Source organism: Streptomyces sp. NPDC017940, from assembly GCF_044328435.1.
Taxonomy (GTDB): domain Bacteria; phylum Actinomycetota; class Actinomycetes; order Streptomycetales; family Streptomycetaceae; genus Streptomyces.
In genome coordinates, this window is record NZ_JBIRHJ010000005.1 from 34895 (window position 1) to 57536 (window position 22642).

Sequence of the window (22642 nt, forward strand, 5' to 3'; positions counted from 1 at the left end):
GTGTGGCGCGCCGGGCCGCGCGGGCGGCGCGGGTGCGGGCGGCATCGCCCGCCTTGGTAAACACGTCCTGGAGGTGGCGCAGCCGGTCGGCCGTGATGTCGAGGGCTTCCACGTCCGTGCGGGATTCCCGCAGGGACCACAGCGCCGTCATGTCGATCGCCTCGCCGGGCGCGGCCTCCAGCTCCCGGTCGTCGTGCTCGAGGTCGGCCACCTCAGGTGCGAGCAGTTGCTCGGGCATCGCCGCCTGCTGGTGGGCGACGACGTCGTACACCCCCTCCCCGCGGTGGTAGTAGCGTTACGCAGCTTCTCGCGGACCACCGTGCTGGCGAGGACGGCCCGCTCGTACGGGAGCGGGATGCGGGGGATCTCCCACTCCCCCGCGTCCTGGTCCGGGGGCCGGGGTGCAGCCGGCTCGCCGGGATCGGCCGGGGGTTGCCGGTCCGGGTCGGGCACGGGGGCCGGAGGTCGGCGGCGGGCGGGGAGGTGGTCGGACAGGGCCCACCGGGCGGTGTAGAGGCGGTAGCCGGCCTCCAGGCCGCGGACTGTCTTCGGTTCGCTGATGTCCAGGCAGTGGCAGTGGGTGGGAATGGCGGCGGCCACCACCTGGTCGTCCAGGCCGGGGTCGCGGCGGCGGCCGCGCAGGACCAGGGTGAGGTGGCGGCGGGCTTCGGCGAGCAGGTGACGGCGGTGGAAGCGACCGCCGTCGTTCATCACGAACACCGTCGCGGTGACGGCAACGGCCGCCAGGGCGACGTCGACCACGGCCGCGACCTGGGCCCGGATCGCGGCGGCCGCGGCGCGGGCGTGCTCGAGGGAGGAGTTGACGACGTCGGCGGCGATCTTGGAGGTGAGGGTCGCGCTCACCTTCCACCAAGTACGCAGCTGCGCCAGCGGCTGGGTCTTCCGCTTGGGCGGGCGGGTCTTGCGGGCGGCGATCTGGTTCATCTTGGCGCGGGCCCGCTCGGAGACCACGGGCAGGGGCCGCGGCTCTCGCCGTCGTCGTCGACGGCGGTGACGTACTCGTGCTCCAGCTCGGTCAGGCAGGCGGCGATCTGGTCGCTGCGTCGGGCGGTCCAGCGGATCAGCTCGTGCGGTATCCCGGCGATCTCCATCACCGGCCTGCGCCCCGGGGTGACGGTGCGCGGCTCGGTCGCCAGGCCCAGCTCCTCGCAGACCTCCGTGGCCACCAGCTCGTTGTACAACGCGGAGGCGGCAACCGTGTTCTCGTGCAGGGCCGTGGTGTGGATCGAGCCCCACTTCCCGTCCAGGCGCTGCCCCTTCACCGACAGCAGCAAATGGCCATGCAGCCACGGCCGCCCGGAGCGCGCCTCGTAGTGGCGGAAGCGGGCTGCGATCAGACCGCCGGGCGGCCGCTCGCGGTAGATGCCGTCCTTGCCGTACCGGACCACCGCGACCTCGTCCTCGATCCACTCCAGTACCCGCTCGATCGCGTACTCGTGCGCGGCCTCGATCACCCGCCGCGTCTCCTCACCCCCGAACGCCCACAGAAGGTAGATCGTCGGCTGCGGCCGGAACACGAAGTCGACCCCGGTCACCGTCACCCGGCGTCCGAGGGCGCCGGCCCTGAACGCCTTCTTCGGGGAGCCGCCCGCGGCGAGCCGGTCGGCCTCGATCCGGTCCGCGTACGGATGGCGGCGCCGCTCACCGAACAGGTTCCGCAGCTGCGCCTCGGTGACCTCCTCACCCTGCGTCAGCCCGAGCACGGCAAGTCCCCAGCCCCTCCAGCGCCCGACCGGGACCCGGCCTGCTCCTGGGCGGCGTGCAGCTGCGTGCGCGCCGGGCTGCGGCCGTCACCGACGACGGTCTCGCGGAGGTAGTAGGGGTACATCTGACCGGCCCGGACGATCCTGATATCGACTGCCATGCAGACCACGCCACACGACTCTGACCTGTAAGAAAAGGCCGATCCGTCCGGCGTCCCGCCAGGCGGGCGCAGCGGCCGAACTTTCTTCACCGGGGCCCGCCGGGCGGGACGCGGCGCCGGGCCGGACGCGGATGTCATCGCTCTCCGGCAGCACGTACTCCCCCGACCCGAACAACACCAGCAAGCACCGCTGAGCATCACCACGCGCACTCGCTTTGTCGTGCTGCCCGGAGGGGAACCCGTGCCCACCTCCGAGACCCGCCCCCGTTTCACGGCCGACCTCCAGCACCTCACCCCCACCCAACGCCGGCGCTTCCGCCGCGTCGTCCTGGACGCCTTCGTCCCCCATCTGCACACCGGCCGCCAGTTCCGCTCCGGCTTACGGATCAAGGGGGTGCGCTGCGCGCCGGACGTCTACGAACTCACCTGGGCACCGGGCGGCCGCGCGACATGGTCGTAAGGCGGGAAGATAGTCGCCGGGCTCCCCCACATCGTGTGGCACCGGATCGGTACCCACAGCATCCTGGACCGGCCCCTAGCCGAAGGCCGTTTTACGGGCGCGGGTCGCCAGTTGGTTGGCTGATCGTTCCGAGCATCAGGAGGGGACACCGCGTAGCAGCGAACGGGACCGTGACCGAACCGGAGCACCTGAAGTCGTTGATCATCAGCACCGCGTCCGCGCTGTGGGAGGCATCCCGATCCATAAGCGGACGATCTTGACAGGGCACAACGACTGTGGGAAGACGGCGACCCTTGATGCGCTCGCGTTCTTGCTCGGCGAGCGAGCCATGGACGACGGTGACATCTCGGTTTTTGCCGTCGGAGAGCTAGGCAGGCTGGCGGCGACGCCGCGGCAACGCGCAGCAGGGCCGCGGCCGCAGTACGACGCGGCCGCGGGCGGGCGGCTGGGTGTTGAGACTGGTCAGGACCAGATGGACAGGCGGGCGGTGGTGGGGGTGACGTCGCAGAAGTAGCTGACCGCCTGGCCTTGGGCCACGTAGGCCTTGCCTGCCGCGTCGCAGGCGGCGGCGCTCGGGTACATGCCGACATAGGTGAACCCGGCGGCCTGGGCGGACGGGGCGAGCAGCAGGGCGGCTGCGGCCAGCAGTCCGGTCAGGCTCAGGGCCGAAATCGTTTTGCGCATGGGTGTGTTGCTGCCTTCCTGCTTCGGTGGCGAGCGCTCCGGTCGTGATGATCCGGTGCTTGGGGAGCAGCTTCCTGCACAGCTGGACCTGAGGGCAATGGTCTGGACCAAAGCAATTTGGCTGGAAGTCACTGGAGCAGCTCCTGGCCGGACGGGTGGTCCGCAGTCCGCCAGCTGGGGCCGGGTGGCGGGTTACCAATTGCGGGCTGCGGGTCGCGGGTTGCGCCGTGCCACGACCTGGTACTCATGCGGCGTCATCGTGCTTCCCGGGTGCTCAGGTGGGCAGGCCGGGGAGGACCTGGCCATCGGTGATCTGGGGACGGGCGGTCAGGGCGTGACCGTCGCAAACCGCGTAGCGGTCGCCGTTGTCGGCCTGGACAGTGTGAGTGACCGGCTCAGCGCAGGCCGCGTCCAGCCGGTCGTACGGCCAGACGTTGAAGCAGATGAAGTCCATACACCGGGAGTTGAAGCCTCGGTGGGCCGCGCGCTGGATTTGAGGGTGCCGCCGCACTCGGGGCACACGCCCCGCGGCACGGGGTGTACCGGCTCGGGTCGGCGGCGGTGCTTAACAGGGCCTGGGCGTAGAGCGCGGTGGAGGCGCTGTCGATGCTCAACCCGGCGGTTCTTCCGCACCCGTCGGCCCGCCCGGGGCCGATCCCGGCAGTTACGTTCCGTACGGGTGTGCGCGCTCGGCAGCATGATCAGCACTGTCACGCTCCATCCCGGATTTTATGTCCCTGAAGGGGGTCTCATCGCTCTCCGGGCCCTGGGAAAACGGATTTAACGGGCGTAAATCGAGGGTGGCTGACAGTTTTCGGGGGCGGCGTGACATCCGTGTCACGTTCACGCTCCGTCAGCGTGGCACGGGTTCCGGGCTGTCCTCTGACAGTGAGCCTGGACTGGTTGTCGGTGATGTCGGGCCGGCAGGTATGGGAGGACGCGTCGCTGACCATGATGGTCTGGAGCATCTCGGCCTAGCTGTTGCATCGTCACCCGGTGTGGGGGATACGGAGGGTGGCGGACGCGTCGTGGCCGCCGCGACGGCGCTGGCGTCCATGCCCTTCGCCCGGCCCGTACGACGCGGTGCCCGATGCGGGCAGGGCCCGGAATCTGTCCACAGGTGATCTCCATGACCGCGCTGCACGGACCGGCCATCGCCGGACCTCCGCTGCGGCTGCACCGTCGGGCACGGCGTCTCAGGGGTGCGGCTCCAGCACCTCCAAGGCGCCGGTCTGGGTGTCGTAGCTGCGCAGGGTGGTGAGCCGTGCCGACAGCGGCGGCGCCGGCAGCAGATCGGGGAGCCGCCGGTCAGTGAAGGCACCGGCCCGCCGGGTCCGGCCGAGAGTGATGTGCGGGCTCCAGCGCCCAGGTTCGTGGAAAGGGTTGAGGGCCCTGGGGTGGCTGTCCGAGGCCACCGCCTCCCACACCCGGCGGTGTAGATCGGCCAGCGCGGAGTCGAGGTCCAGCGCCCAGGCCAACACCGAGGTGGGCCGCTCGAAACGGACCACGCCAGTGAACCGCACCATCAGCGGCAGGACGGCGGCGACCCCTGCGAGCTCCCAGCGGATCGGGGCAGTCAACTCCGGGCATGCCGCCAGAGTGAGGTGCGGGCAGTTGGTCGGTGACCGGTGGCCCGCCTGGCTGGGCAGCCCCGCATCCGCGAGTCGCCGCCAAGCCTCCCAAACCGCTAGCTCTGCCGCCTCATCCAACAGGAGCTCGACCGTGCGCACCACCGCACCCTACCGGCGAACGCCTGCGGTTCCGCCATCGGCCGGGTCGCCAGGCCGGGGTCGACCGGGCCCCGCGGACTGGCGGGCCAGGCGGGCATGCTGGCGCAGTTGGCCGACCGGTTTGATCTCAAAGATGCCAGCCTGTTCCCAGCGGCCGAAGTAGTGACAGACCGTGTTCCAGTGCGGGTAGTCGTGCGGCAGGTAGCGCCATGGGATGCTGGTGCGGGCCACGTAGAACACGGCGTCCAGGAGGTCGCGCAGGTCATGGCGGGGTGGGTGTCAGATGTTGAGCTCTCGTCGGACGATGCCCTTCCGCCAACTGGTCAGCAGCGGTTCGACAGAGTCCAGCAGGCATCTGACAGGTCACTGGGGTAGCGGCGGCATTCGCTCATGCCTCCGGAGTAGCCCGGGCCCGAGCCACCAGTCAGGGCGTGGGCCTGTCGAGCAGGGGCATGCAAGCCCAGTGAGCGCACTTTATGACGAAACAGGAGCAGACCGAGCGCGACGACCGGATCTCGGCCTCACTTGCCACGTGAGCGACACGCGCCGCACTCAACTCATCCAGCACACACCAGAATTCACCCTCCCCAAATCCTGCACGAGGCAGCAAAGCGCCCTCTCAGTAGGTGTTGTGCAACTCGCCGCCTTCGACTGCGTCCGGCGGCCCGGGAACGAGTAATCTTTGTTCCGGAACAGGGGGTGCATGCCGCAGGGACTTGATGGACTGGGGTGATGAAGGTCCTGTCGCCTCGTGTCCTGCGGGCTCTTGAACGGTTCAACACCGCTTATCCCTGGGATCACAACGCCCACTACCATCGCTGGATCCTGCGGCAGTTGCCGAGGTGATCGTCGGTCTGTCTCGCGCCCAGACTCCCGTGGACTACCTGCTCGGTGTTGTCACCATTCCGGCCAACGCTGCCACGGGTTGGCTGAAGAACAAGGGACGTCCCTCGCCGCGGCCCGTCTCCATGACGGCCCCTACTCACTCAGCAGACATGGCTTTTGGCGACATCGTCCGTGAAGCCAGAGACGTCCTCCCTGGCGCACGCCTGCGACGACGGCTGTTCTGGCGCTATACGCTCGTATGGAATCAGCCCTGAGTGGCCCGCGGCTTCCTCGACCAAGTGTCGGTGCGGGGGCTCTTGCGGGTGCAACGCCGGGTCATCAAGGTGATGAGTGCCCCCGGTCTGCCGGTGCCCGAAGACGCCTGAGGTGACGGTTATGGACTTCGTCCACGTCTTCATCGTCTGCACGGCGGGCATCGTCGTCATGGGCCTCCGCATCCGCAACAGGAAACGGCGCGCAGTTGTGGACGACACCGACCTCGCCATCCTGGCGGCATTCGTTGTGTACGGCGTGTGCAACAAGGAATGGGAGCCTCCCGTGTTGCTTGGCATGGCCTTGTTGCTGTGCCTCGGCGCTGCGTGGGCCGCGGGCGCCTTCGAGAGGTTCGCTCAGAAGAGGCGGAAGCAGCAGTCCCGGTAACTCCCGGGGCCCTCTCGCGCCGGCGGGACTGGGCGGGCCCGGCCGTGGGAGTCCGGCTGCATGTCTCTGGGTGCCGTTGCCCTCCACGCGTTCTTCACCGCCGACCCGGTGGCCCGGGCAGGCTGTGGTCCACGACGCTGAGACCCCCCTGCGGGAAGCACCGGCCCGGTACCGTCGGCTTCGTCAAGGCGGACCAGTCGTGCAAATGCTGCGCCGAGCCGGTCCCGCCGATGGCGGCGGCCGGGAGCACGAGCGGCTGCCCGGCACCGTCGGTGGAAGTTGCCGCCTCGCGCGCGGCAGGGCCGCCCGGCGTTGCAGCGCCGGGCGGCCCTGTGTGTGCGGTGTCCGGACCAGTGGACGTCCGCCGGGCAGCGGCCCGCGGAGGGGCTGGCTGCCGTTTCCAGTGTGGTGGATTCCCCCCGGGCTGGGTTTCCCTCGCCGTTGCGGAACTGATTTCGCAACACCGCAATGGTCATGACCTGCGCGAATACGACCGCCGCCCGGGCATGCCTCATAGAGGCGGAGCTTCCGTTTGCCGGGAGCAAGAGGCAGGGCCGGTCCGGAACTGCCGGGTTTCGCGGCCCTGAAATGCCGCTTACGGCTGCGCTTCGTTGCGGCAACGCAGTTGACTCTGGTGATGGGGGCCGGGGGTGCCCGAACCTGATGGTGACGCCAGGGCACAAGGGGCCGGGGTTTGCAGACCTCAGTCGTGCGTTCGCCTGCCCGGCGTCACCACTGTGCTTGTCCGGACCAGAGGAGTCGTCGTGAGCAATACCCAGCGCAGGGCCGCCAACGCGGCCCGGTGCGTCATGATCCCGTCCCTGTGGCGGCTGTGCGTGCTTGTCGTGATCGAGGTCGTCGTGGTCGTCCTGGTGGTGGCCGGCTACGACGTGCAGACCGCTCTGGCCTGCGCGACCGGAGCCGCTCTGGCCACCGCAGGCGTCATCGGCCAGCTGCCCGCCACGGCCGGTCCGAACCGGGGGGCCTGATGGCTCCCCGCCGGCTCGATCCGCACAAAAGCCCCCGCGAGGCCATCGCCTGGGCCCTGGCCCGGCTGCGGGAAGCATCGATGAAGCCCCCGAACGCCATCGCCGCCGAGACCAACTACAACATGAGCACCGTGTCCAGGGTGACCGCCAGTCAGGCCACCGTGTCCGCGGACGCGGTGGGCGCCTATGTGCGCTCCTGCGGCCAGCCGCCCGAGGAATGGGTGAAGCTGTACCGGCTCGCGAAAAGCGTCGAGAGCGCCGAAGAGACTGAGCGGTTCGCCGTGGCCCTCCACGCACTCTGCAACGCAGCCCTGCCGCCGGAGCATACCCAGCGGCTGGGCGGCGCACAGGCCCTGGTCGCTTCCTGGACCGTCGCGGACACCGGCCTGCCGCAGGGCACCGTGCAGCCGCAACCGGAACAGGAACACGAACAAGAACAGGAACAGGCCCCACCCGGCACACCCGTGTCCACCGCATCCGTGCCCAGTGAGCCGGAAGACCCGTCTTCCGAAACCGGTGGAACCCCTTCCGCGCGGAAGCGGAGTGAAGGGGCTGCTCCGGCGGAGCGTGGTGTGCCGCAGCGGGCAAGGCTCCGTGGGGCTCGCCGGCGCACGGTGGTGACGGGTGGAGTCATCAGTCTCGCCCTCGTCGCCGGCATCACCGTCTGGGCCACCCAGTACCAGGCCACCGGTGACGACTCCCGCTCTCCCGCCGCCGCGGCTTCAGGCTCGAGCGCCGCCGACGTCCCGGGGGACGCATCCCTGGAGCGGCTCCGCGAAGCGCAGAGGGGAAAGGGGCACCCGTGGACTGTCGGCGTGAAGGACAACCAGCCGGGGCTGAGCGAGAAGAAAGGAGGGAAGTGGGTAGGTGCAGAGATCGAGTACGCCAAAGTCATCACCAAGGCGTTGAAAATCAAAGGAACTCCCGAATTCGTCGCCATGGGGACGAACGAGCGGGAAAAGCAGCTCGATGAGGGACTCGTCGACATGTTCGTCGGTACCTACGGAATCTCGGAGGAAAGAGAACGAGGAACCGACAGAGCGCACCCTGCTGTGCTGTTCGCCGGACCGTACTTCACCACGCTCCAGAGGATCATGCTGGAACGGTTCGGAGAGACCGGTGACGCAAGGATCCAAGGCAGACGTGAAACGGTGTACTCGGACAGCGACCTCCCCGATGACACCCGCGTATGCGTAGTGAAAGGGTCATCCGGGGAGAAGTTCTGGAAAGACAAGCGTCCGGAGGTGACGACACGCAGCGACTACAGTTTATGCATCAAAGATCTTCCCGAGGGTATCGACGCAGTACTGTCGGACTCTGTCATCCTGCAAGAATACAAGAAAGCAAAGAGAGCGGACCATCTCGTGATCTCCCGCGACAGCTTCGGCGACACGGAAGAATACGGGATCGGACTGGCGAAGAACAGCAAGGGCCTGCAACGGGAAGTCTGCAAAGCGATAGAGAAAACCCTCGACAGGAGAGACGAGATCTTCAAGCACCTGTCCGAGCGGCACCTGCCCGGGGCCGACGAACTGACCGCGTGCCGGTCCCGGCCCTGACATCGAGCAAAAGAACGGCCGTCGCCGCCGCCGCGCCCGCTGCTCCTGAGGGCTTCCGGCTCCGATCACCGATCGATGGGGAATCCGAGTACTGCGGTGCCGACGTCGCAGTTGCGGCGTCGGCCTGCGCACCGTCCAGCGGCCCGGCGGCAGGCCGGACCCGTTCACCTGACCGACGATGATGGAGGCGCTGCCCGGGCCCGGGTCGTTGCCGCCGTTGGTGTTGACCGTGCCCAGCAACGCGCATCCGTTGCCGGCGGCCAGGATCGGGCGGGCGACGCGGCGGGCGTGACGCTCGCGCTGTCCCAACTGTCCTCCGTCCTCCGCCTGCTGCGTGCGGGCCGAGGGCGGAGTTCGACTCGCTGGCTCTGCTGGAACTCGCCGTCGTACTGGAAGAGGAATACGGGGTCAGCCTCCTCGACGCGCCCGAACAGCCGGAACACGGCGACGTTGGCCGAGGTCGCCACCTGGCTGGCCACTTTGCGGAGGTCCGACACCGTGGTGGAGCCACGTGAGCGGGCGGCTATGGATCACGCCGCCATATGACCCCGGCCACGGAGGGCCCCCGGGCGGTGAGGGCCGGTGGTGGCAGGGCGATGTTCCGCACCGGCGTGCGCCTACACCTTCGTGTGAATTCCCGGTCCCCGGGTGCCGGGCGATGAGTGATGCGGAGACCCGGTGCACCCTGCGGTACGTCGTCTGCGGCCGCGTGCGGGGCCTTGCTCCTGCTCTCGTAGGGCCGTGGGGAGGGCCCGCTACGTTGGCCCGGTCGGTGTTCCGCTGAGCGGAATTGACGTGGCGTCGGGCTGCGGCAGCTGTCCAGGGTGTATGGCGTGCCGGGCTGCGTGGCCCGGGCCGAGGGAGGAATGCTGGTGTCCTGGAAACCTCTGCTGCACTTCGACTTCGACAACCATGCCGCGCTCGATGAGACCGGGCACGGATACCACGGGCGGGTGGAGCTGCCCGCCGCCGACCGGTGGGTGGACAAGCCGGCCGACGGGATCGGCACCGCGATCCGTTACGACCATCCCGAGTCCAAGGTCGTGGTGGCCCAGCGGCCCGGGTTCGCGAACTGGCGCGGGCTGCGGGTCCGCGCGTACTTCAAGGCGGACGATGTGGGGCCGCGGCGGCTGAACCTGGTGGAGGGTGACGGCTCGTTCGCCTTGTTCACCGAGGAGGACGGGGTCCTCAGCGGCACGGTGAACGACGGTTCCCCACACTGGTGGGGTGTGTCCAGCGCGCCGGGGCGGCTGCGTTCGGGCCAATGGCACCTGGCGGAGCTGCTCTACGACGCGGGGCAGGTGCTCACGCTCAGCGTGGACGGGCAACTGCTCGGCGCGCGTACGACCGCGGGTCTTCCCGTCCGGCCGGTCGGTGAGAACGGCATCCGGATCGGATACTGGCCCGGCGGTGATGCTCGGTACACCTTCAGCGGCCTGATGGGCCCGGTGTGGGTCGACACCCTCGACGAGCGCGAGGAACTGAGCACCGTGCTGGCCCGGCTGCTGTGCGAGGGCACGGACGGCACCAGCCGTCTGGAATCGTGGAACGCCGCTCTGTCCAGCGAGCTGAGCGAAGCGGAGAAGCAGGCGGTACGGGGCTTCGGCGCCGCGGCGGTGGCGGCGGCCAAGCGCCTGGGCTCGGTGGTCGTGGGCCAGTCCGCCGACCCCGCGGCCACGCTGGATGCGCTGATGCCGCTGGCGGACAAGCTCGCGAAGCTCTCTCGCGACGACGAGAACCGGGGCGCCGACCTGCTGCGTGACCCCCAGCTCGCGCCGCTGCTGAACCAGTTCCTGGCCAAGGCCTGCCAGGACAGCCCGGCGGCGGCCGCCATGTTCCAGTTCGAGGCGCTGCGTCTGATCGCCGCCGACCCCCTTCCCGCCGAGCGCTGGGCCGAGATCCGCCGTGCCCACCCCGAGTGGTGCACGGCAGGCTTTCCGCCCGTGTTCCCGCCACAGGAACCCGGCACGCCCGGGCAGCCGGGCCCGCCCGCCTGGCTGGAGGAGTGGCTGCGCCGTTGGTGCGCCCGGCACGGACAGGGCCCGGGCGGGCCCGGCACCCCGTGCGGCCCCGGCACCCCCTGCGGGCCCGGCGCCCCGTGCGGCTGCCGCCCCCGGCCGGGGGGCCACAGCGCCCCCGGCCCCGCCGCAGGTTCCTGCACCACCCACATCCACCTCCACTGCACCTGCAAGGACCAGGGAGACCGGCCATGACCACCCGTCTCGACACCGTCCGCGCCTACGTCATCGAGCGGTTCTTCGAGTTGCTGACCGCCAACCCCCACTTCGCCGGCCTCACCGAACCGGCCGAACTCTTCCACCCCGACGGGAGGTTCGACGTCCCCGCCACCCCGGCCGGGTTCGTCCGCATCCCGACAGTGGCCGGCCTGCGCTCCAGGATCGAGGCCACCACCGACCCCGAGAAGAAGGAGCAGCTGCGGCGGTTCCTCGAAGTCCTCCAGGACACCCTCCACTCCCTTTTCGGGCTGCTCGGCTACGACACCGGCGACCTCGCGCAGAGCGTCCTTCGGGTCGCCGCCCGCTGCGCTCCGGTGGTGCGCCACCCCGACCGGCAGACGTACTGGCCGGTGGACATCGCCCGCTACCTCGGCTTCGACGACGGCGTGCTGCGCGGGCAGTTCCACGGGCCGAGCGGTACCCGTGCCATCGGCGCGGACGCCTTCCGGGTCCTGTTCGACAACCCCGACGTCTGGCAGGCGTCCGCCGCCCAGGACGAGCCCGAGGGCGGGCGGATCCCGTTCGTCGCCACCATCGGCATCGACAGCGGCGTACGGCCCTACCCCCACTCACCCCTCACCGCGGGCCGGCTCAACCTGCCCGCGAGCGATGCCCGGCTCACCCCCGGCCGGCTGCCGCCGACGCTCTTTTGCGAAGTGAAGTCACCGGAGGCGGCCTCCCGGACCAACCGGCACTACAACACGACAGCGGCCCGCGGCGGCCGCTTCGCCGAGCTGCGGCACAACCGGGTGCACGCCGACCCCACCCGCGACGTGCTGTTCCCGCGCAACGGCGGTGAACCGCTGATGTTCGTCTATCACGCCTTCTACCCGGCCGACGACGGTGCGCGACGCTTGACCGACGGCTCGGGCAACAACCGCGAGTTCCATCACCTCGCCATCGGCCTGCTCATGTCCCGCTTCCCCGACGGCGGCGGTGAGGGCCTGCGGGGGCGCACCTCCGAGCGTCTCAGCGGGCTGCTGTTCGTCAGTACGAGCCCGACCACGGCCAAGGTGGTGCCGCTGTCCCACCCCCAGCTCCGGTTCGTCGACGATGCGGGCCGGCCGAACCCGGACGGTCTGCATCCGGTGCTCTACGCCAATCAGCTCGCCGTCCAGGGGCTGGGAGTCTCCTCCACCCAGATCGACACCCAGCAGATCGCCGAGGGCGGCAAGGACGCCGTCGACTACGAGCCCGAGGACTGGGAGTGGTGGGTGGGTCTGGGCTCCGCGGCCGCGGTGGGTGCCCTCATCGGCTCGCCCGCGGGGCCGGTGGGGGCGGCGGTCGGCGCGGCCGTCGCGGTCCTGGTCTTCCTCATCGCCTGGCTGCTGAAGAAGCTCTTCGGCGGCGACAAGGACCGCGAACAGGAGTGGACCGAACAAGAGCCCTGGCCGGGTGACACCGCGACGGGCACCCAGTACCAAAAGCCCGCCTCCCAGGACATCGGCCCGCCCGGCGTCGTCTCCCAGACCGGCGGCGCCACCCCCGGACGCAGCTACACACTGCGCAACATCCCGCACTTCACCGGCGACAACCTCTACGGGCTCGCCTTCAGCGGCGCCGACACCTTCCGCGTCATCGACGACGCCGACCGGCGCGAGACCCTGGCCTGGCGGGCTTTCGAGGGCGGCGTCGGCTACCAGTTCACCCGCCCCGTCCCGGGCCGCTGCGATGTCTCGGGCACCTCACTGCGCAACTACTTCGAGCTCTTCACCGCCAAGTACCAGGAACTGGCAGCAGCACGGGACCAAGTGGTCTACTTCGGCACCACCTGAACACGCGCCATCACCGCCCCCCTCCCCCGGGGGACCATCAGTCACCGGATCCGCCGTCGGCCGGACCGGGGGACGGCCGGGTGCCGGGCGGGTGCCCGGTGGGTGCCCGGTGGGTGCCGGGTGGGTCCGTCGGAGGGAACGGGACTTTGGTCCCGTGTGGAGTGATCGTGCAGGGATATCTGTATGTCGCCGGTCGCCCGCACAAAGCGGCCGGCGGGCAGCCCCGGCGCCACGCCGTCGGCCCCTGACACCAACACCTTCAGCACAGCAAAGGACGCACACCGTGGGCATCATCGCCTGGATCCTCATCGGCCTCATCGCGGGCGCCATCGCCAAGGCACTCACCCCCGGCAAGGACCCGGGCGGCTGCCTCGTCACGATGCTCATCGGCATCGTCGGTGGTCTGCTCGGCGGCTGGCTCGGCAAGGTGATCTTCGGCGTGCACTCCATCAACGGCTTCTTCCACCTCTCGACGTGGATCGCCGCGATCGTCGGCTCGGTGCTCGTGCTCCTGCTGTACCGCCTCTTCACCGGGCAGCGTTCGCGCTGACCGCTCCCGGCGCTCCGCGTCCCTCCGTTCCGTAGCCGGAAGCCGGCCTGGTGTGTGGCCAGGCCGGCTTCCGCTGTCGCGGGCGGAGCCGCCCCGGCCCTGCGGCACTCCCCGGCGCCCGGGCCAGGCGGGTCGCCCCATGGCTGGGAGAGGTCGCCGGAAAGCCGCCTGTTCCACCCAGCGGAACAGGCGCTGGACGGCTGCCCCGGCCTGCGTCACTGTCATGGCCTCATCGTTCGCGCACGCCTCATGTGGAGGGTCAGTCGCATGCGCAAGAGATCAGGCAAAGGGTACGGGCGACGCTTCGGTCGGCTGGTGAGGGCTCTCCGGGCGAGTCTGGTGGCCTCTGCGACGGTCGCGGCACTGCTGGTGGCGGTGCCCGGCACCGCGACGGCCGCGCCCGAGCAGGGGGTCGGCCACTTCGGCTCCTCGATCGCCTCGGCCCGCAATCCCGACGGCCGACTGGAGCTGTTCGGCGTCAACGGCGCCGGGGACATGTTCCACCGCTGGCAGACCTCTCCCGGTCGCAACTGGTCCGGCTGGGCCGGCTTCGGGGGTCCCTTCGTCGCCGTCGCCGCCGAGACCAACGCCGACGGGCGGGTGGAGGTCTTCGCCGTCGACAGCGGCGGGGGCGTGTACCACCGCTGGCAGCAGCGGCCCGGCGCCGACTGGTCCGGGTGGGAGAGGTTCCTCGACGGTGCGCTCACGTCAGTTGCCGTGGCCCGCAACGCGGACGGCCGGCTGGAGCTGTTCGGCACCGACAGGACCCAGGGCGTGTGGCACCGCTGGCAGCAGCGCCCCGGCGCCGACTGGTCCGGCTGGGACAAGTTCGACGGCGGGTTGTCCCAGGTGGGCGCTGAGACCAACGCCGACGGGCGGGTCGAGCTGTTCGGCGTCGACAGGACCGAGGGGGTGTGGCACCGCTGGCAGCAGCGGCCCGGCGGCGACTGGTCCGGCTGGGACAAGTTCGACGGCGCGCTCACAACCGTCGCCTCGGCCCGTAACGCGGACGGACGGCTGGAGCTGTTCGGCACCGATCACACCGACGGGGTGTGGAACCGCTGGCAGACCACGCCCAACGGCGCGTTCGACAGGTGGGTGAAACTCGACGGCGGACTGACCCAGGTCGCGGCCGAGGCCAATGCTGACGGGCGGGTGGAGCTGTTCGGCGTCGACAAGACCGGGGGCGTGTGGCACCGCTCGCAGCGCGTGCCTGGCGGCCAGTATGCCGCCTGGGAGAAGTTCGACGGGGTACTGAGGCCCTGACCTCACTGTTCTCCGTTCATGTCGCCTCGTGTCAGGGGCGCACACCGCACAGGTCGGCCGGGCGGCCGTCCTGTGCGGCTTCGACGTCGGTGCCCCGCCGTGAACTCCCGGTCTGCGCGGGCGGTCACGCCGTGGCGCGCAACCCCGCCAGGAGCCGGTCGAGCGCCTGCTCCGCGGCGTGCGGGTCCCCGCCACGAGCCGTCCGGAACGCGGTCTCGTCCATCGCGCCCGAGAGCAACCGGGCCAGGGGTCCACCGGCTGATCGGCGACGATCCCGGCCGCGGCGAGCGCGGTCAGGGCCTGGGCCTGGTACGTCAGCCTGCGCCGCCCCGACGCCCCGCAGTACGAGCTGGCCCAGTACGCCGCCCACTACCGCGACACCTGATCCCGTACAGCACCTAAGAGCCGTGGGGCCGCTACCGCCGCCGCGGCCCTTGCGCCGCGGGGCGCCCGGTCCCCGCGTGGCAGGCACTCCCGCTCGCGGACGTCTGCCGGTGCCGTGCCGGTGTGCGCCACGGTCCGCCAGGCGGCGCCACGTTGACCGCCGACGGGTCGCCCTTCTACTTCTGGGTGGGTGGTTCGTACGAGATTGGGTTTTCGACCATATGCACCTCATTGGAAACTTTTGCGATTTCGCAGTGATGTTGCAGAACAGTCATGGAGGATGGGCGCCTCAGGCAACCCAAAGGACGCTGGGGAGTGTTGGTGGTAAAGAACCTGGCCGACGCCAGTGGAGACGATCACGGTAGCGAGGGCGCGACGGCGGGGCGCGGCAGTGTGCGTTTTCTGCACAGCGAGGCCGCTCCGTCGGCGCAGCGGCTCCGGCTGGGTCTGCACCTGCGGGAGCTGCGGCTGAGGGCCGGTCTGAAGCAGGGAGAGGTGGCGCGGCGGCTGGGGGCGTCGGAGTCGAAGGTCAGCCGTATCGAGACGGGGACGTTCAAGGCCAAGCCCGCCTTCCTGGAGGCGCTCTTCGACGCGTACGTGGTCCATGACGCGGCAGAGCGTGCGCGGTTGCGGGAGATCGCGGGGGAGGTGAATGAGGCTGCCTGGTGGCAGCCGTGGAAAGGCGTGTCGCAGCCCTATTTGCAGGCTCTGGTGAGCTGCGAGGACCTGGCGGTGCGGGTGAAGTCCTACGAGCCGCAGTGTCTGCACGGCCTGTTGCAGACCTCCGCCTACGGGCAGGCGCTGATCCGGCGCGGTCGCGGTGGCCCGGAGGCGCACGAGGAGCTGTGGAAGTTCAGGGCCGAGCGGCAGCGGCGGTTCACCGAGGACACGGGGAAGTCGTTCATCGGCGTGGTGGACGAATCGGCCCTGCGGCGGACCGTGGAGTCCTCGGCGGTCATGCGGGAGCAGATCGAGCACCTGCTGGAGCTAATGGACGACGCCCGCTTCCAGCTGCGTCTTGCGGAGCAGTTCAACCCGCGTGTGCACAGCGAGATCGGGCCCTTGACCATCTTCGACTTCGCCGAGCCGATCATGCCCTCGGTCGCCTGTGCGGAGCTCTTCGACGGCTCCGTGGTCTACCAGGACGCCGAGATGGTGGATCGGCGGATCGTGAAGTTCGACGCCCTGCGGGTGGCCTCGCTCGCCCCCGATGCCACCCGCCGCAAGCTGCAACAGCTGCGTACGTTGTACAAGTGACGCCGGGCCGACGGTTCTCGGGGTCCGGGCCGCTGCCTGGTCGGGGGGCGCCGGTCAGGGCTTGCGGGCGACGGCGGCGTACAGGGAGACGAGCCGGTCGCTCAGGACCGCGGGGCCGCTGCCGGGCTCGGGGCGCCACTGGTGGGCCAGGACCAGGCCGGGCTCGAGGAGTTCGAGGCCCTCGAAGAACGGCAGGACTTCGTCCCGTGAGCGCACCTGGGCCGGCGTGCCGCGCGCCGTGTAGGTGTCGGTGATCTTCTGCCAGGCCTCGGGGTCGAAGTCGCCGGTGCAGTGGGTGAGGCTGAGGTAGGAGCCAGAAGGCAGCTGGTCGAGGAACTCCGCCACGATCCTGGCGGGCTCCAGGGCGTCGGGGACGAAGTGCAGCAGGGCGTGCAGGCTCAGTGCCACCGGCTGGTCGAGGTCCAGGACGTCCTGTTCGCGCACTGCGACCAGCAGCCGGGCGGGGTCGGTGGCGTCGGCGTGGACGTAGGCGGTGCGGCCCTGTGGGCTGCCTGCCAGGAGGGCGTCGGCGTACACCAGGACGATGGGGTCGTTGTCGGCGTAGACGACGCGTGCCTCGGGCGTGATCTCCTGGACGATGTCGTGCAGGTTGGGGGCCGTGGGGATGCCGGTGCCGACGTCGATGAACTGTCGTACCCCTGCCCGGGCGAGGTGGCGCATGGCGCGGTGCATGTAGGCGCGGTTGACCCGGGCGACGGTCTCTATCGCCGGGAAGGCCGCGATGACCTGCTCGGCGGCTTCCCGGTCGACCGCGTAGTTCGTCTTCCCGCCCAAGTAGTAGTCGTACATGCGGGCACTGTGTGCCTGGTCCTGGCGTAATTCGGTGCTGCCGTTCTCGTCCTGCTCCGGCACTGGGCGCCTCCCCCCTCGCTCCCCCGCCTCTTCGTGACGTCCTGACCGTGTCGGGGCGGCGGACCGACGTCCTGTCCTGGCCCTGTCGGGGCGGGCGGCGGACGTCCTGACCGTGTCAGGGCGGGGCTGGCGTCCTGACCGTGTCGGGGCGGACTGCACTTGCAGTTCCTCTATCCATACTGACTGGTCACTTCCGCTGTCCAGCCTCGAACCGCTTTCTCGACAAACCGCTTATGGCCGCATCTGCCGGGTCCCTGAGGCACTCTGCGGACCTGTCACCCGCTCCCTGCGGGCGGGGCAGGTCGCGGGTGGCGGGTGGCGGCGGGTCGGTCGGTGTGCCCGGCGGGCGGGTCTACAGGCGGCCTCGCAGCAGCGCGTCGGTGAACCGTGCTGCCGCCCCGGCCCGGACCGAGATGACGGGCCCGTCGGTGATCTTGGAGTCGCGTAAGAGGACGTGGCCGCCGTCGGGGCGGGCGATCTCCACGCAGGCGCCCTCGGAGAGGCTGTGGGAGCTCTTGCGCCAGGCAGGGCCGGCGGACGGTGCGGTCGTCGCGGGTACGTGGGCTTGGTTCTTCACCGGAAGACCTCCATGGGTGGCAAGTCACCGAAATGCAATTGCATTTCGGTCTGTTCCGTCAGGTTCACCCCCGCAGGCCGGACCCATGCCGCCGCGGCCGACAACGTCTCGATTTCAACTGATGGGCGCGGCATGCAAGTGCAGTCGGCGAGCAGATCGATTCTTCCGACATTCCGACTGCGCCCGGGAAGTCTCACGCACGTGCATAGCCCACTCGCACATGCCACCGTTTCCCCGCCTCTTTGCGGGGTGGTCCGAGGCTCTCAGCAGGAGCATTGGCGGCGCGCGAGCCCGCGCACTGCCACGCGGACAAATCGAACGGTGCGCTCCGCATAGCCGCGGCCGCCGGGGCGCCGGGGCCGCAAACAAGCCATGAGAGTCCGCTCGGGGCTCCTCAACCGCGCCCGAACAGGCGTGAGTTCGCCCTAGCGTTCCCTTGCCCGGCCTTTGTCCCGGGCAGCACAAGGACCCCAGCTCAGCGATTGGCGTCAACGGCTGGGGCCCAAGTCACGCCCCGCACGTAGAAGGAGAGCGCAATGGCCCCCTCCCCCTGGCCGCGCCGCCGCAAACCGCGTCACGCCCGCCCCCGTACACTCCGGTTCACCCGCCCGTGCCCCTGGTGCGTCCACGGCACCCTCGATGCCGCCGCAACCGGCACAGGCCAGCTCCTGATCGTCCAGCCGCCCGCGCACTGGCAGCCGGTCCTCCTCGCCGTCTGCCTGCTCCTCGTGCACGGTGCTCTTCGCCCCTGCCCCCACACGGCCGCCGACCCGGCCGCCCCGCACGAACAGATCTCCGACCGGTGATGCCAGGGGACAGCGGCGCCTCCCGCGACCTCGCGGCCGGCGGCGACCAGGCCCACTTCGCCCGCCTGCTGCACCACGTCCGCCACTACGCGGGCGTGACCACCAGCCACATAGCCCACACCACCGGAGCCGACCCCGGCCACATCCACGACGTCCTGGCCGGACGCTGCTTCCCCAGCCGCACGTTCGCCCTTCGCTACGCCCGGGCCTGCGGGGCCGACCCGCAGATCCTCCTCATGGCCTGGCAGCGCGAACACGACCGCCGAGCCCACTGACGCCCCGTCCGGTGCGGCGCCGGCCGCGCCGGGGCCACCGGCGGACGGCTACGCGACGCCGTCCACCAGGGGGCCGCGCGGCTGGAGGTCCCCGCCCAGGCCCCGCATCGCCAGTGCCGCCATGCGCCTGAGCTGCCTGAGCTGCGTGCGCTGCGTGAGCTGCGTGCGCGAAGGCCGAGCGCAACTCGATGGCGCCCGGAGGCGGAAGTGAGGAAGGATCACCCGCATGGTTTCGACAGTGCAGAACGTGGCGATCGATTGTGCGGATGCCTACGAGCTGGCCCGGTTCTGGAGCGAGGTGACCGACCGGCCACTGCATCCGCAGGACGCACCGGGTGACCGCGAGACGCAGGTGCTGCTGGCGGAGGGCCCGGTGCTGCACTTCAACCAGGTGCCGGAACCCAAGAAGACCAAGAACCGGCTCCACCTGTGTCTGCGCCCCGAGACATCGCGCGAACAGGAGGTGCAACGGCTGCTCGGCCTCGGTGCCACCCTAGTCACCGATCACCGCAATCCCGATGGCTCTGGCTGGGCAGTCCTCGCCGACCCCGAAGGCAACGAATTCTGCGTCCTTCGCAGCGAGTCCGACCGGGCCGCGAGAGCCTCGAGGAGTTCCTGAAGCCCGCGCGCCAGCCTGGCAAGCCCGTGCGCCAGCCTCGCCGGTTTCGTGAGAGCGCTGGTCACGGCCACTCGCTGACCGCCGCCACAAGGCGGGTCGCCTCGCGGCGGGTCGCGAGCTCGTCGTGCCGTGCGGCCACGGTGGGGTGTCTTGTGAGGTGACGGATACCTGCCGCGCTCGACGGTGTGGCGGGCCATGTGGTTGACCGCGCTCCGCTGCGCGCTATGGTCCGGACTAATGAGGGAAGGATTGTCATGTCCGCGAAAAAATACTTGGCGGTTGCTTTCGTCCTGGGCCTCGCGCCGTTCATGGTCGTAAGCCTCCCGGCAGACCCCGCCCATGCACACGGCTGGGTGACCTCGCCCGCGAGCCGGCAGGACCAGTGCTTCAACGGGAGCGTGGAGTGCGGCCCCATCAAGTGGGAGCCCGACGCGGTGGAGGGGCCCAAGGGCCTCAAGAGCTGTAGCGGCGGCAACGCCCAGTTCGCCGACCTGAACGACGACGGAAAGGGCTGGGCCGTCCACAGCATTACCAAGTCGGCCACGTTCACCTGGCAGTTGACCGCGCAGCACAGCACGACCACCTGGCAGTACTTCGTAGGCTCGCAGAAGGTCGCCGAGTTCAACCAGGGCGGGGCCCAGCCGCCCCAGTTCGTCCGCCACAAGGTCGATTTCGGCGGCATCCGCGGCCCGCAGAAGGTTCTGGCGGTATGGAACATCGCCGACACGGCGAACGCGTTCTATGCCTGCGTCGACGTCAACATCCGGGGCTAGTTGATGTTCGGTGGTTCCTGCTCAGCGCTCAACACCGTTCTGAACGGGTGTCCGACCGTTCCGATCACGATCACGGTCGAGTCCGCACGCCGAACCGGTGCCGTCCAGCACACGCGAAGTCCCCCGCACCACTGCGGTGCGGGGGGGCTACGTGCAGGCCGCTAGACGATGCGCTCTGCGAGCCTTGCCGACTGCTTCTCCGCGTTCTTGGTGTGCCACCACTCGAACAGGCGGATACGGAAATCCGAGGCGACAGCTCGCACCAGGTGGTGAGGGGGTGTTCCGTTGAACAGCGCCATCGCCGACCGGTCGCCGTCCAATCGCACGCGCCATCGCTGGCGGTAGGCCGTGAGTTCCAGGACGAGAGTGAAGCTGCGGCCGCGTTCCACCACATCCAGGGCGGTCACGTGCAATTCGGCCTGGCTGTCGTCCAGTTGCCCCATGAGGTGCGGGACGAGTAGTTCCCGCACCTGTTCGGCTGTCGCCATGACCCTTTCCTCCCGGCAGGTAGCGCGCGAGACCCGAGGGCCTGTACGCGGTGATGACCCCTTGCGGCTCGATCCGGCGATCAGCGCTGTAGGCACCGGGAGTTGTGATGACCTTGAACAGCGTCCCAGGAGGAAAGCGGCGATCTTGCGCTTGCAGATCTTCTCTCAGCCGCCAGCAGCATAGCCAGGCATGGCACCAGCACCCCCGCCAGCTCGGTGGCCGCCGGGCAGGCTCCCGGCCCTCCCGGCCGCCCCGCCGAAATCATCCATGGCTTGGTCTAGACCAGACGGGGTACGCTTCAACCGTCACGCATGACGGCCCCACCCTCGTGTGTGACATTGCTTGTCATGTGCATGATTGTCCGTTTCGTGCGGACAAGAACCCACCCCCACAGAGGAGTTGTCATGAAAAGCAAGAAGACGCTCGCCGTCGTCATCGGAGCAGGGATCGCCCCGCTCCTGGCAGTGAGCCTGCCCGCCAGCAGCGCGAGCGCGCACGGCTACATATCCTCGCCGCCCAGCCGGCAGGCCCAGTGTGCCTCCGGCGTCGTCTCGTGCGGCGCCATCAAGTACGAGCCGCAGAGCGTCGAGGGCCCCAAGGGCCTGACCAGTTGCAGTGGCGGCAACGCCGCGTTCGCCGAGCTCAACAACGACAGCAAGGGTTGGAGGGTCACCCCGGTCAGCAGGACCACCAACTTCAACTGGCGGCTGACCGCCCGCCACGCCACCAGCACCTGGCAGTACTACGCGGGCGGCCGCAAGATCGCAGAGTTCAACGACGGCGGGGCGCGGCCCGGCGAGACCGTCACCCACCAGGTGAACTTCGGCAGCCTCTCCGGCAAGCAGAAGGTCCTGGCGGTGTGGAACATCGCCGACACCCCGAACGCCTTCTACGCCTGCGTGGACGTCAACGTGAGCTGACCTGCCACCGCACCACCGTCCCACCGCGCACGACCCGGCTCCGCCGGCGCCCGGAGCGGGCGAGCACCGCCCGCTCCGGGCAACCCCCGGTCCCACCGAGATGAGGTCCCATGAACCGCCACCGCGTCACCGCCCGCGCAACCGCCGTGGCCCTGCTCGCCGCCGGTCTCGCCGTTCCCGCCGCCGCGGCGGCTCCTGCCGCCGCCGGGGGCAAGGCCCGCGTCGGCGCCGACTGGGCGAAGCAGTCCATCACCTTCACCGCGGCCCCGGGGCAGGTCAACGATCTCCACGTGGTCCCGATGGACCAGGGCGACGGGGTCCGGCGCATCGGCTTTCGCGACACGGTCCCGCTCCAGCCGGGCAAGCACTGCACGTACCTGGAGCCGGGCGTGGAGACGTACGTCGTCTGCGAACTGCCCACCGACAGCACCCGGCCGGACCGGATCGACATCCTGCTCGGCGACGGCGACGACGAGATCGCCACCAGCGACCCCGGGGTCGCCACCGTCAGGGGCGGGCCCGGTGACGACACCCTGCACGCCCACACCGCCCACACGGTCCGGGGCGAGGAGGGCGACGACATGGTCATGGGGCACGCCGTCCTGGACGGCGGCGACGGCATGGACCACCTGATGGGCGACGACGGCGGCCAGCGGATGTGGGGCGGCCGGGGCGACGACATGATCGAGGGGTACGGCGGCCGGGACCTCGTGTACGCGGGCTCCGGCAACGACCACGTCATGGGCGGCGACGGCGACGACGGCCTCCTCGGCGGCTCCGGTGACGACATGCTGCACGGCGAGGGCGGCAACGACCTGCTCGTCGGCGGCTCCGGGAAGGACACCGTCCAGGGCGGCCCGGGCCGGAACATCGTCCTGCCGTAGGCGCTGTGGGCCGTCCTCGCCGCTCGGAACCGGCCGGTACCGGCGTCGCTCACGAACGTCCGCAGCGCTGTGAGGCCTCCGCTTTCGCCTCACCCTTCCTTCACAACCCTGGGTTGTGGATGGTGTGGTGCGGGGTTGTTTGATCGCGTGTTCCGTGTGGTGATG

Annotated in this window: 24 protein-coding genes and 2 pseudogenes; 16 read left to right on the plus strand and 10 right to left on the minus strand. The window is 69.9% G+C overall.

What is annotated here, in order from left to right:
• Positions 1-147: 147 nt before the first annotated feature.
• From ACH4DX_RS18260 to ACH4DX_RS18270, 3 genes are read right to left on the minus strand one after another with little or no spacing between them, the layout of a single operon-like run.
• A complete protein-coding gene (locus tag ACH4DX_RS18260) occupies positions 148-972 on the minus strand; it encodes a hypothetical protein (RefSeq protein ID WP_398155858.1) in 825 nt (274 codons plus the stop codon).
• Positions 942-1724 carry a MobF family relaxase gene (gene mobF / locus ACH4DX_RS18265; protein WP_398155859.1) on the minus strand — a complete coding sequence of 261 codons (783 nt, stop codon included), beginning with the start codon at positions 1722-1724 and terminating at the stop codon, positions 942-944. The genes ACH4DX_RS18260 and mobF overlap by 31 nt, the downstream gene beginning before the upstream one ends.
• On the minus strand, positions 1712-1885 hold the full coding sequence (locus ACH4DX_RS18270; RefSeq protein WP_398155860.1) for a hypothetical protein: 174 nt from the start codon (positions 1883-1885) through the stop codon (positions 1712-1714). Before ACH4DX_RS18270 ends, mobF begins: the two co-directional genes overlap by 13 nt.
• A gap of 241 nt (positions 1886-2126) precedes the next feature.
• Between ACH4DX_RS18270 and ACH4DX_RS18275 the strand changes: the two genes are divergently transcribed.
• A complete protein-coding gene (locus ACH4DX_RS18275; RefSeq protein ID WP_398155861.1) occupies positions 2127-2345 on the plus strand; it encodes a hypothetical protein in 219 nt (72 codons plus the stop codon).
• Between the two features lie 462 nt (positions 2346-2807).
• Here the strand turns inward: ACH4DX_RS18275 and ACH4DX_RS18280 are convergent, their stop codons facing one another.
• The 4 genes and pseudogenes from ACH4DX_RS18280 to ACH4DX_RS18295 form a co-directional block, all read right to left on the minus strand.
• Positions 2808-3029: a hypothetical protein gene (locus tag ACH4DX_RS18280; protein ID WP_398123349.1), complete on the minus strand. Its 222-nt coding sequence runs from the start codon at positions 3027-3029 to the stop codon at positions 2808-2810.
• A gap of 274 nt (positions 3030-3303) precedes the next feature.
• Positions 3304-3483, minus strand: a complete 180-nt coding sequence (locus ACH4DX_RS18285) for a hypothetical protein (RefSeq protein ID WP_398155862.1) — start codon at positions 3481-3483, stop codon at positions 3304-3306.
• A 742-nt stretch (positions 3484-4225) separates the two neighbouring features.
• Positions 4226-4759, minus strand: a complete 534-nt coding sequence (locus ACH4DX_RS18290; protein ID WP_398155863.1) for a 2'-5' RNA ligase family protein — start codon at positions 4757-4759, stop codon at positions 4226-4228.
• A gap of 126 nt (positions 4760-4885) precedes the next feature.
• Positions 4886-5151, minus strand: a pseudogene (locus tag ACH4DX_RS18295) (transposase); the annotation flags it as partial.
• A 340-nt stretch (positions 5152-5491) separates the two neighbouring features.
• On the opposite strand from ACH4DX_RS18295, the pseudogene ACH4DX_RS18300 reads away from it, so the two are divergent.
• The 9 genes and pseudogenes from ACH4DX_RS18300 to ACH4DX_RS18340 all read left to right on the plus strand — a co-directional run bounded on the left by ACH4DX_RS18300 (position 5492) and on the right by ACH4DX_RS18340 (position 16261).
• A pseudogene (locus ACH4DX_RS18300) lies at positions 5492-5859 on the plus strand (hypothetical protein).
• 121 nt (positions 5860-5980) lie between these two features.
• Positions 5981-6244, plus strand: a complete 264-nt coding sequence (locus tag ACH4DX_RS18305; protein WP_398155864.1) for a hypothetical protein — start codon at positions 5981-5983, stop codon at positions 6242-6244.
• 764 nt (positions 6245-7008) lie between these two features.
• Complete coding sequence (locus tag ACH4DX_RS18310) at positions 7009-7233, plus strand: hypothetical protein (protein ID WP_398155865.1); 225 nt, start codon at positions 7009-7011, stop codon at positions 7231-7233.
• A complete protein-coding gene (locus tag ACH4DX_RS18315; protein WP_398155866.1) occupies positions 7233-8792 on the plus strand; it encodes a transporter substrate-binding domain-containing protein in 1560 nt (519 codons plus the stop codon). The genes ACH4DX_RS18310 and ACH4DX_RS18315 overlap by 1 nt, the downstream gene beginning before the upstream one ends.
• A gap of 872 nt (positions 8793-9664) precedes the next feature.
• Positions 9665-11005 carry a hypothetical protein gene (locus ACH4DX_RS18320; protein WP_398155867.1) on the plus strand — a complete coding sequence of 447 codons (1341 nt, stop codon included), beginning with the start codon at positions 9665-9667 and terminating at the stop codon, positions 11003-11005.
• Entirely contained in the window at positions 11002-12804 is a 1803-nt protein-coding gene (locus ACH4DX_RS18325; RefSeq protein ID WP_398155868.1) for a hypothetical protein, read from the plus strand. The genes ACH4DX_RS18320 and ACH4DX_RS18325 overlap by 4 nt, the downstream gene beginning before the upstream one ends.
• A gap of 283 nt (positions 12805-13087) precedes the next feature.
• Positions 13088-13354 carry a GlsB/YeaQ/YmgE family stress response membrane protein gene (locus tag ACH4DX_RS18330; RefSeq protein WP_398123363.1) on the plus strand — a complete coding sequence of 89 codons (267 nt, stop codon included), beginning with the start codon at positions 13088-13090 and terminating at the stop codon, positions 13352-13354.
• A gap of 339 nt (positions 13355-13693) precedes the next feature.
• Positions 13694-14620, plus strand: a complete 927-nt coding sequence (locus ACH4DX_RS18335) for an amidase (protein ID WP_398123364.1) — start codon at positions 13694-13696, stop codon at positions 14618-14620.
• Between the two features lie 699 nt (positions 14621-15319).
• Complete coding sequence (locus tag ACH4DX_RS18340; RefSeq protein WP_398155869.1) at positions 15320-16261, plus strand: helix-turn-helix domain-containing protein; 942 nt, start codon at positions 15320-15322, stop codon at positions 16259-16261.
• Between the two features lie 54 nt (positions 16262-16315).
• Here ACH4DX_RS18340 and ACH4DX_RS18345 read toward each other — a convergent pair whose 3' ends face one another.
• Positions 16316-17134 carry an SAM-dependent methyltransferase gene (locus ACH4DX_RS18345; RefSeq protein WP_398155870.1) on the minus strand — a complete coding sequence of 273 codons (819 nt, stop codon included), beginning with the start codon at positions 17132-17134 and terminating at the stop codon, positions 16316-16318.
• 352 nt (positions 17135-17486) lie between these two features.
• Entirely contained in the window at positions 17487-17711 is a 225-nt protein-coding gene (locus tag ACH4DX_RS18350; protein WP_398155871.1) for a DUF397 domain-containing protein, read from the minus strand.
• A 536-nt stretch (positions 17712-18247) separates the two neighbouring features.
• On the opposite strand from ACH4DX_RS18350, the gene ACH4DX_RS18355 reads away from it, so the two are divergent.
• The 4 genes from ACH4DX_RS18355 (at position 18248) to ACH4DX_RS18370 (ending at position 20184) form a co-directional block, all read left to right on the plus strand.
• Positions 18248-18517 carry a hypothetical protein gene (locus tag ACH4DX_RS18355; RefSeq protein ID WP_398155872.1) on the plus strand — a complete coding sequence of 90 codons (270 nt, stop codon included), beginning with the start codon at positions 18248-18250 and terminating at the stop codon, positions 18515-18517.
• The gene (locus ACH4DX_RS18360; RefSeq protein ID WP_398123369.1) at positions 18517-18792 is read left to right on the plus strand and encodes a helix-turn-helix domain-containing protein; all 276 of its coding nucleotides are present in this window, start codon (positions 18517-18519) and stop codon (positions 18790-18792) included. Before ACH4DX_RS18355 ends, ACH4DX_RS18360 begins: the two co-directional genes overlap by 1 nt.
• A gap of 226 nt (positions 18793-19018) precedes the next feature.
• A complete protein-coding gene (locus ACH4DX_RS18365; protein ID WP_398155873.1) occupies positions 19019-19411 on the plus strand; it encodes a VOC family protein in 393 nt (130 codons plus the stop codon).
• A gap of 254 nt (positions 19412-19665) precedes the next feature.
• On the plus strand, positions 19666-20184 hold the full coding sequence (locus tag ACH4DX_RS18370; protein WP_398155874.1) for a lytic polysaccharide monooxygenase auxiliary activity family 9 protein: 519 nt from the start codon (positions 19666-19668) through the stop codon (positions 20182-20184).
• Between the two features lie 161 nt (positions 20185-20345).
• Here the strand turns inward: ACH4DX_RS18370 and ACH4DX_RS18375 are convergent, their stop codons facing one another.
• Positions 20346-20672 (minus strand): hypothetical protein, encoded by a 327-nt coding sequence (locus tag ACH4DX_RS18375; protein ID WP_398155875.1) that lies wholly within the window; start codon positions 20670-20672, stop codon positions 20346-20348.
• A 405-nt stretch (positions 20673-21077) separates the two neighbouring features.
• On the opposite strand from ACH4DX_RS18375, the gene ACH4DX_RS18380 reads away from it, so the two are divergent.
• Together ACH4DX_RS18380 and ACH4DX_RS18385 are read left to right on the plus strand one after the other, a co-directional pair.
• Positions 21078-21593 carry a lytic polysaccharide monooxygenase auxiliary activity family 9 protein gene (locus ACH4DX_RS18380; protein WP_398155876.1) on the plus strand — a complete coding sequence of 172 codons (516 nt, stop codon included), beginning with the start codon at positions 21078-21080 and terminating at the stop codon, positions 21591-21593.
• A 110-nt stretch (positions 21594-21703) separates the two neighbouring features.
• Entirely contained in the window at positions 21704-22477 is a 774-nt protein-coding gene (locus ACH4DX_RS18385) for a calcium-binding protein (protein ID WP_398155877.1), read from the plus strand.
• The last annotated feature ends 165 nt before the right edge of the window (positions 22478-22642 follow it).

Coding starts and splice junctions, on each gene's coding strand:
- ACH4DX_RS18270 (WP_398155860.1), bottom strand. CDS start 1,885: ATGGCAGTCGATATCAGGATCGTCCGGGCCGGTCAGATGTACCCCTAC.
- ACH4DX_RS18280 (WP_398123349.1), bottom strand. CDS start 3,029: ATGCGCAAAACGATTTCGGCCCTGAGCCTGACCGGACTGCTGGCCGCA.
- ACH4DX_RS18285 (WP_398155862.1), bottom strand. CDS start 3,483: ATGGACTTCATCTGCTTCAACGTCTGGCCGTACGACCGGCTGGACGCG.
- ACH4DX_RS18305 (WP_398155864.1), top strand. CDS start 5,981: ATGGACTTCGTCCACGTCTTCATCGTCTGCACGGCGGGCATCGTCGTC.
- ACH4DX_RS18315 (WP_398155866.1), top strand. CDS start 7,233: ATGGCTCCCCGCCGGCTCGATCCGCACAAAAGCCCCCGCGAGGCCATC.
- ACH4DX_RS18325 (WP_398155868.1), top strand. CDS start 11,002: ATGACCACCCGTCTCGACACCGTCCGCGCCTACGTCATCGAGCGGTTC.
- ACH4DX_RS18355 (WP_398155872.1), top strand. CDS start 18,248: ATGGCCCCCTCCCCCTGGCCGCGCCGCCGCAAACCGCGTCACGCCCGC.
- ACH4DX_RS18360 (WP_398123369.1), top strand. CDS start 18,517: ATGCCAGGGGACAGCGGCGCCTCCCGCGACCTCGCGGCCGGCGGCGAC.
- ACH4DX_RS18365 (WP_398155873.1), top strand. CDS start 19,019: ATGGTTTCGACAGTGCAGAACGTGGCGATCGATTGTGCGGATGCCTAC.
- ACH4DX_RS18370 (WP_398155874.1), top strand. CDS start 19,666: ATGTCCGCGAAAAAATACTTGGCGGTTGCTTTCGTCCTGGGCCTCGCG.
- ACH4DX_RS18375 (WP_398155875.1), bottom strand. CDS start 20,672: ATGGCGACAGCCGAACAGGTGCGGGAACTACTCGTCCCGCACCTCATG.
- ACH4DX_RS18380 (WP_398155876.1), top strand. CDS start 21,078: ATGAAAAGCAAGAAGACGCTCGCCGTCGTCATCGGAGCAGGGATCGCC.
- ACH4DX_RS18385 (WP_398155877.1), top strand. CDS start 21,704: ATGAACCGCCACCGCGTCACCGCCCGCGCAACCGCCGTGGCCCTGCTC.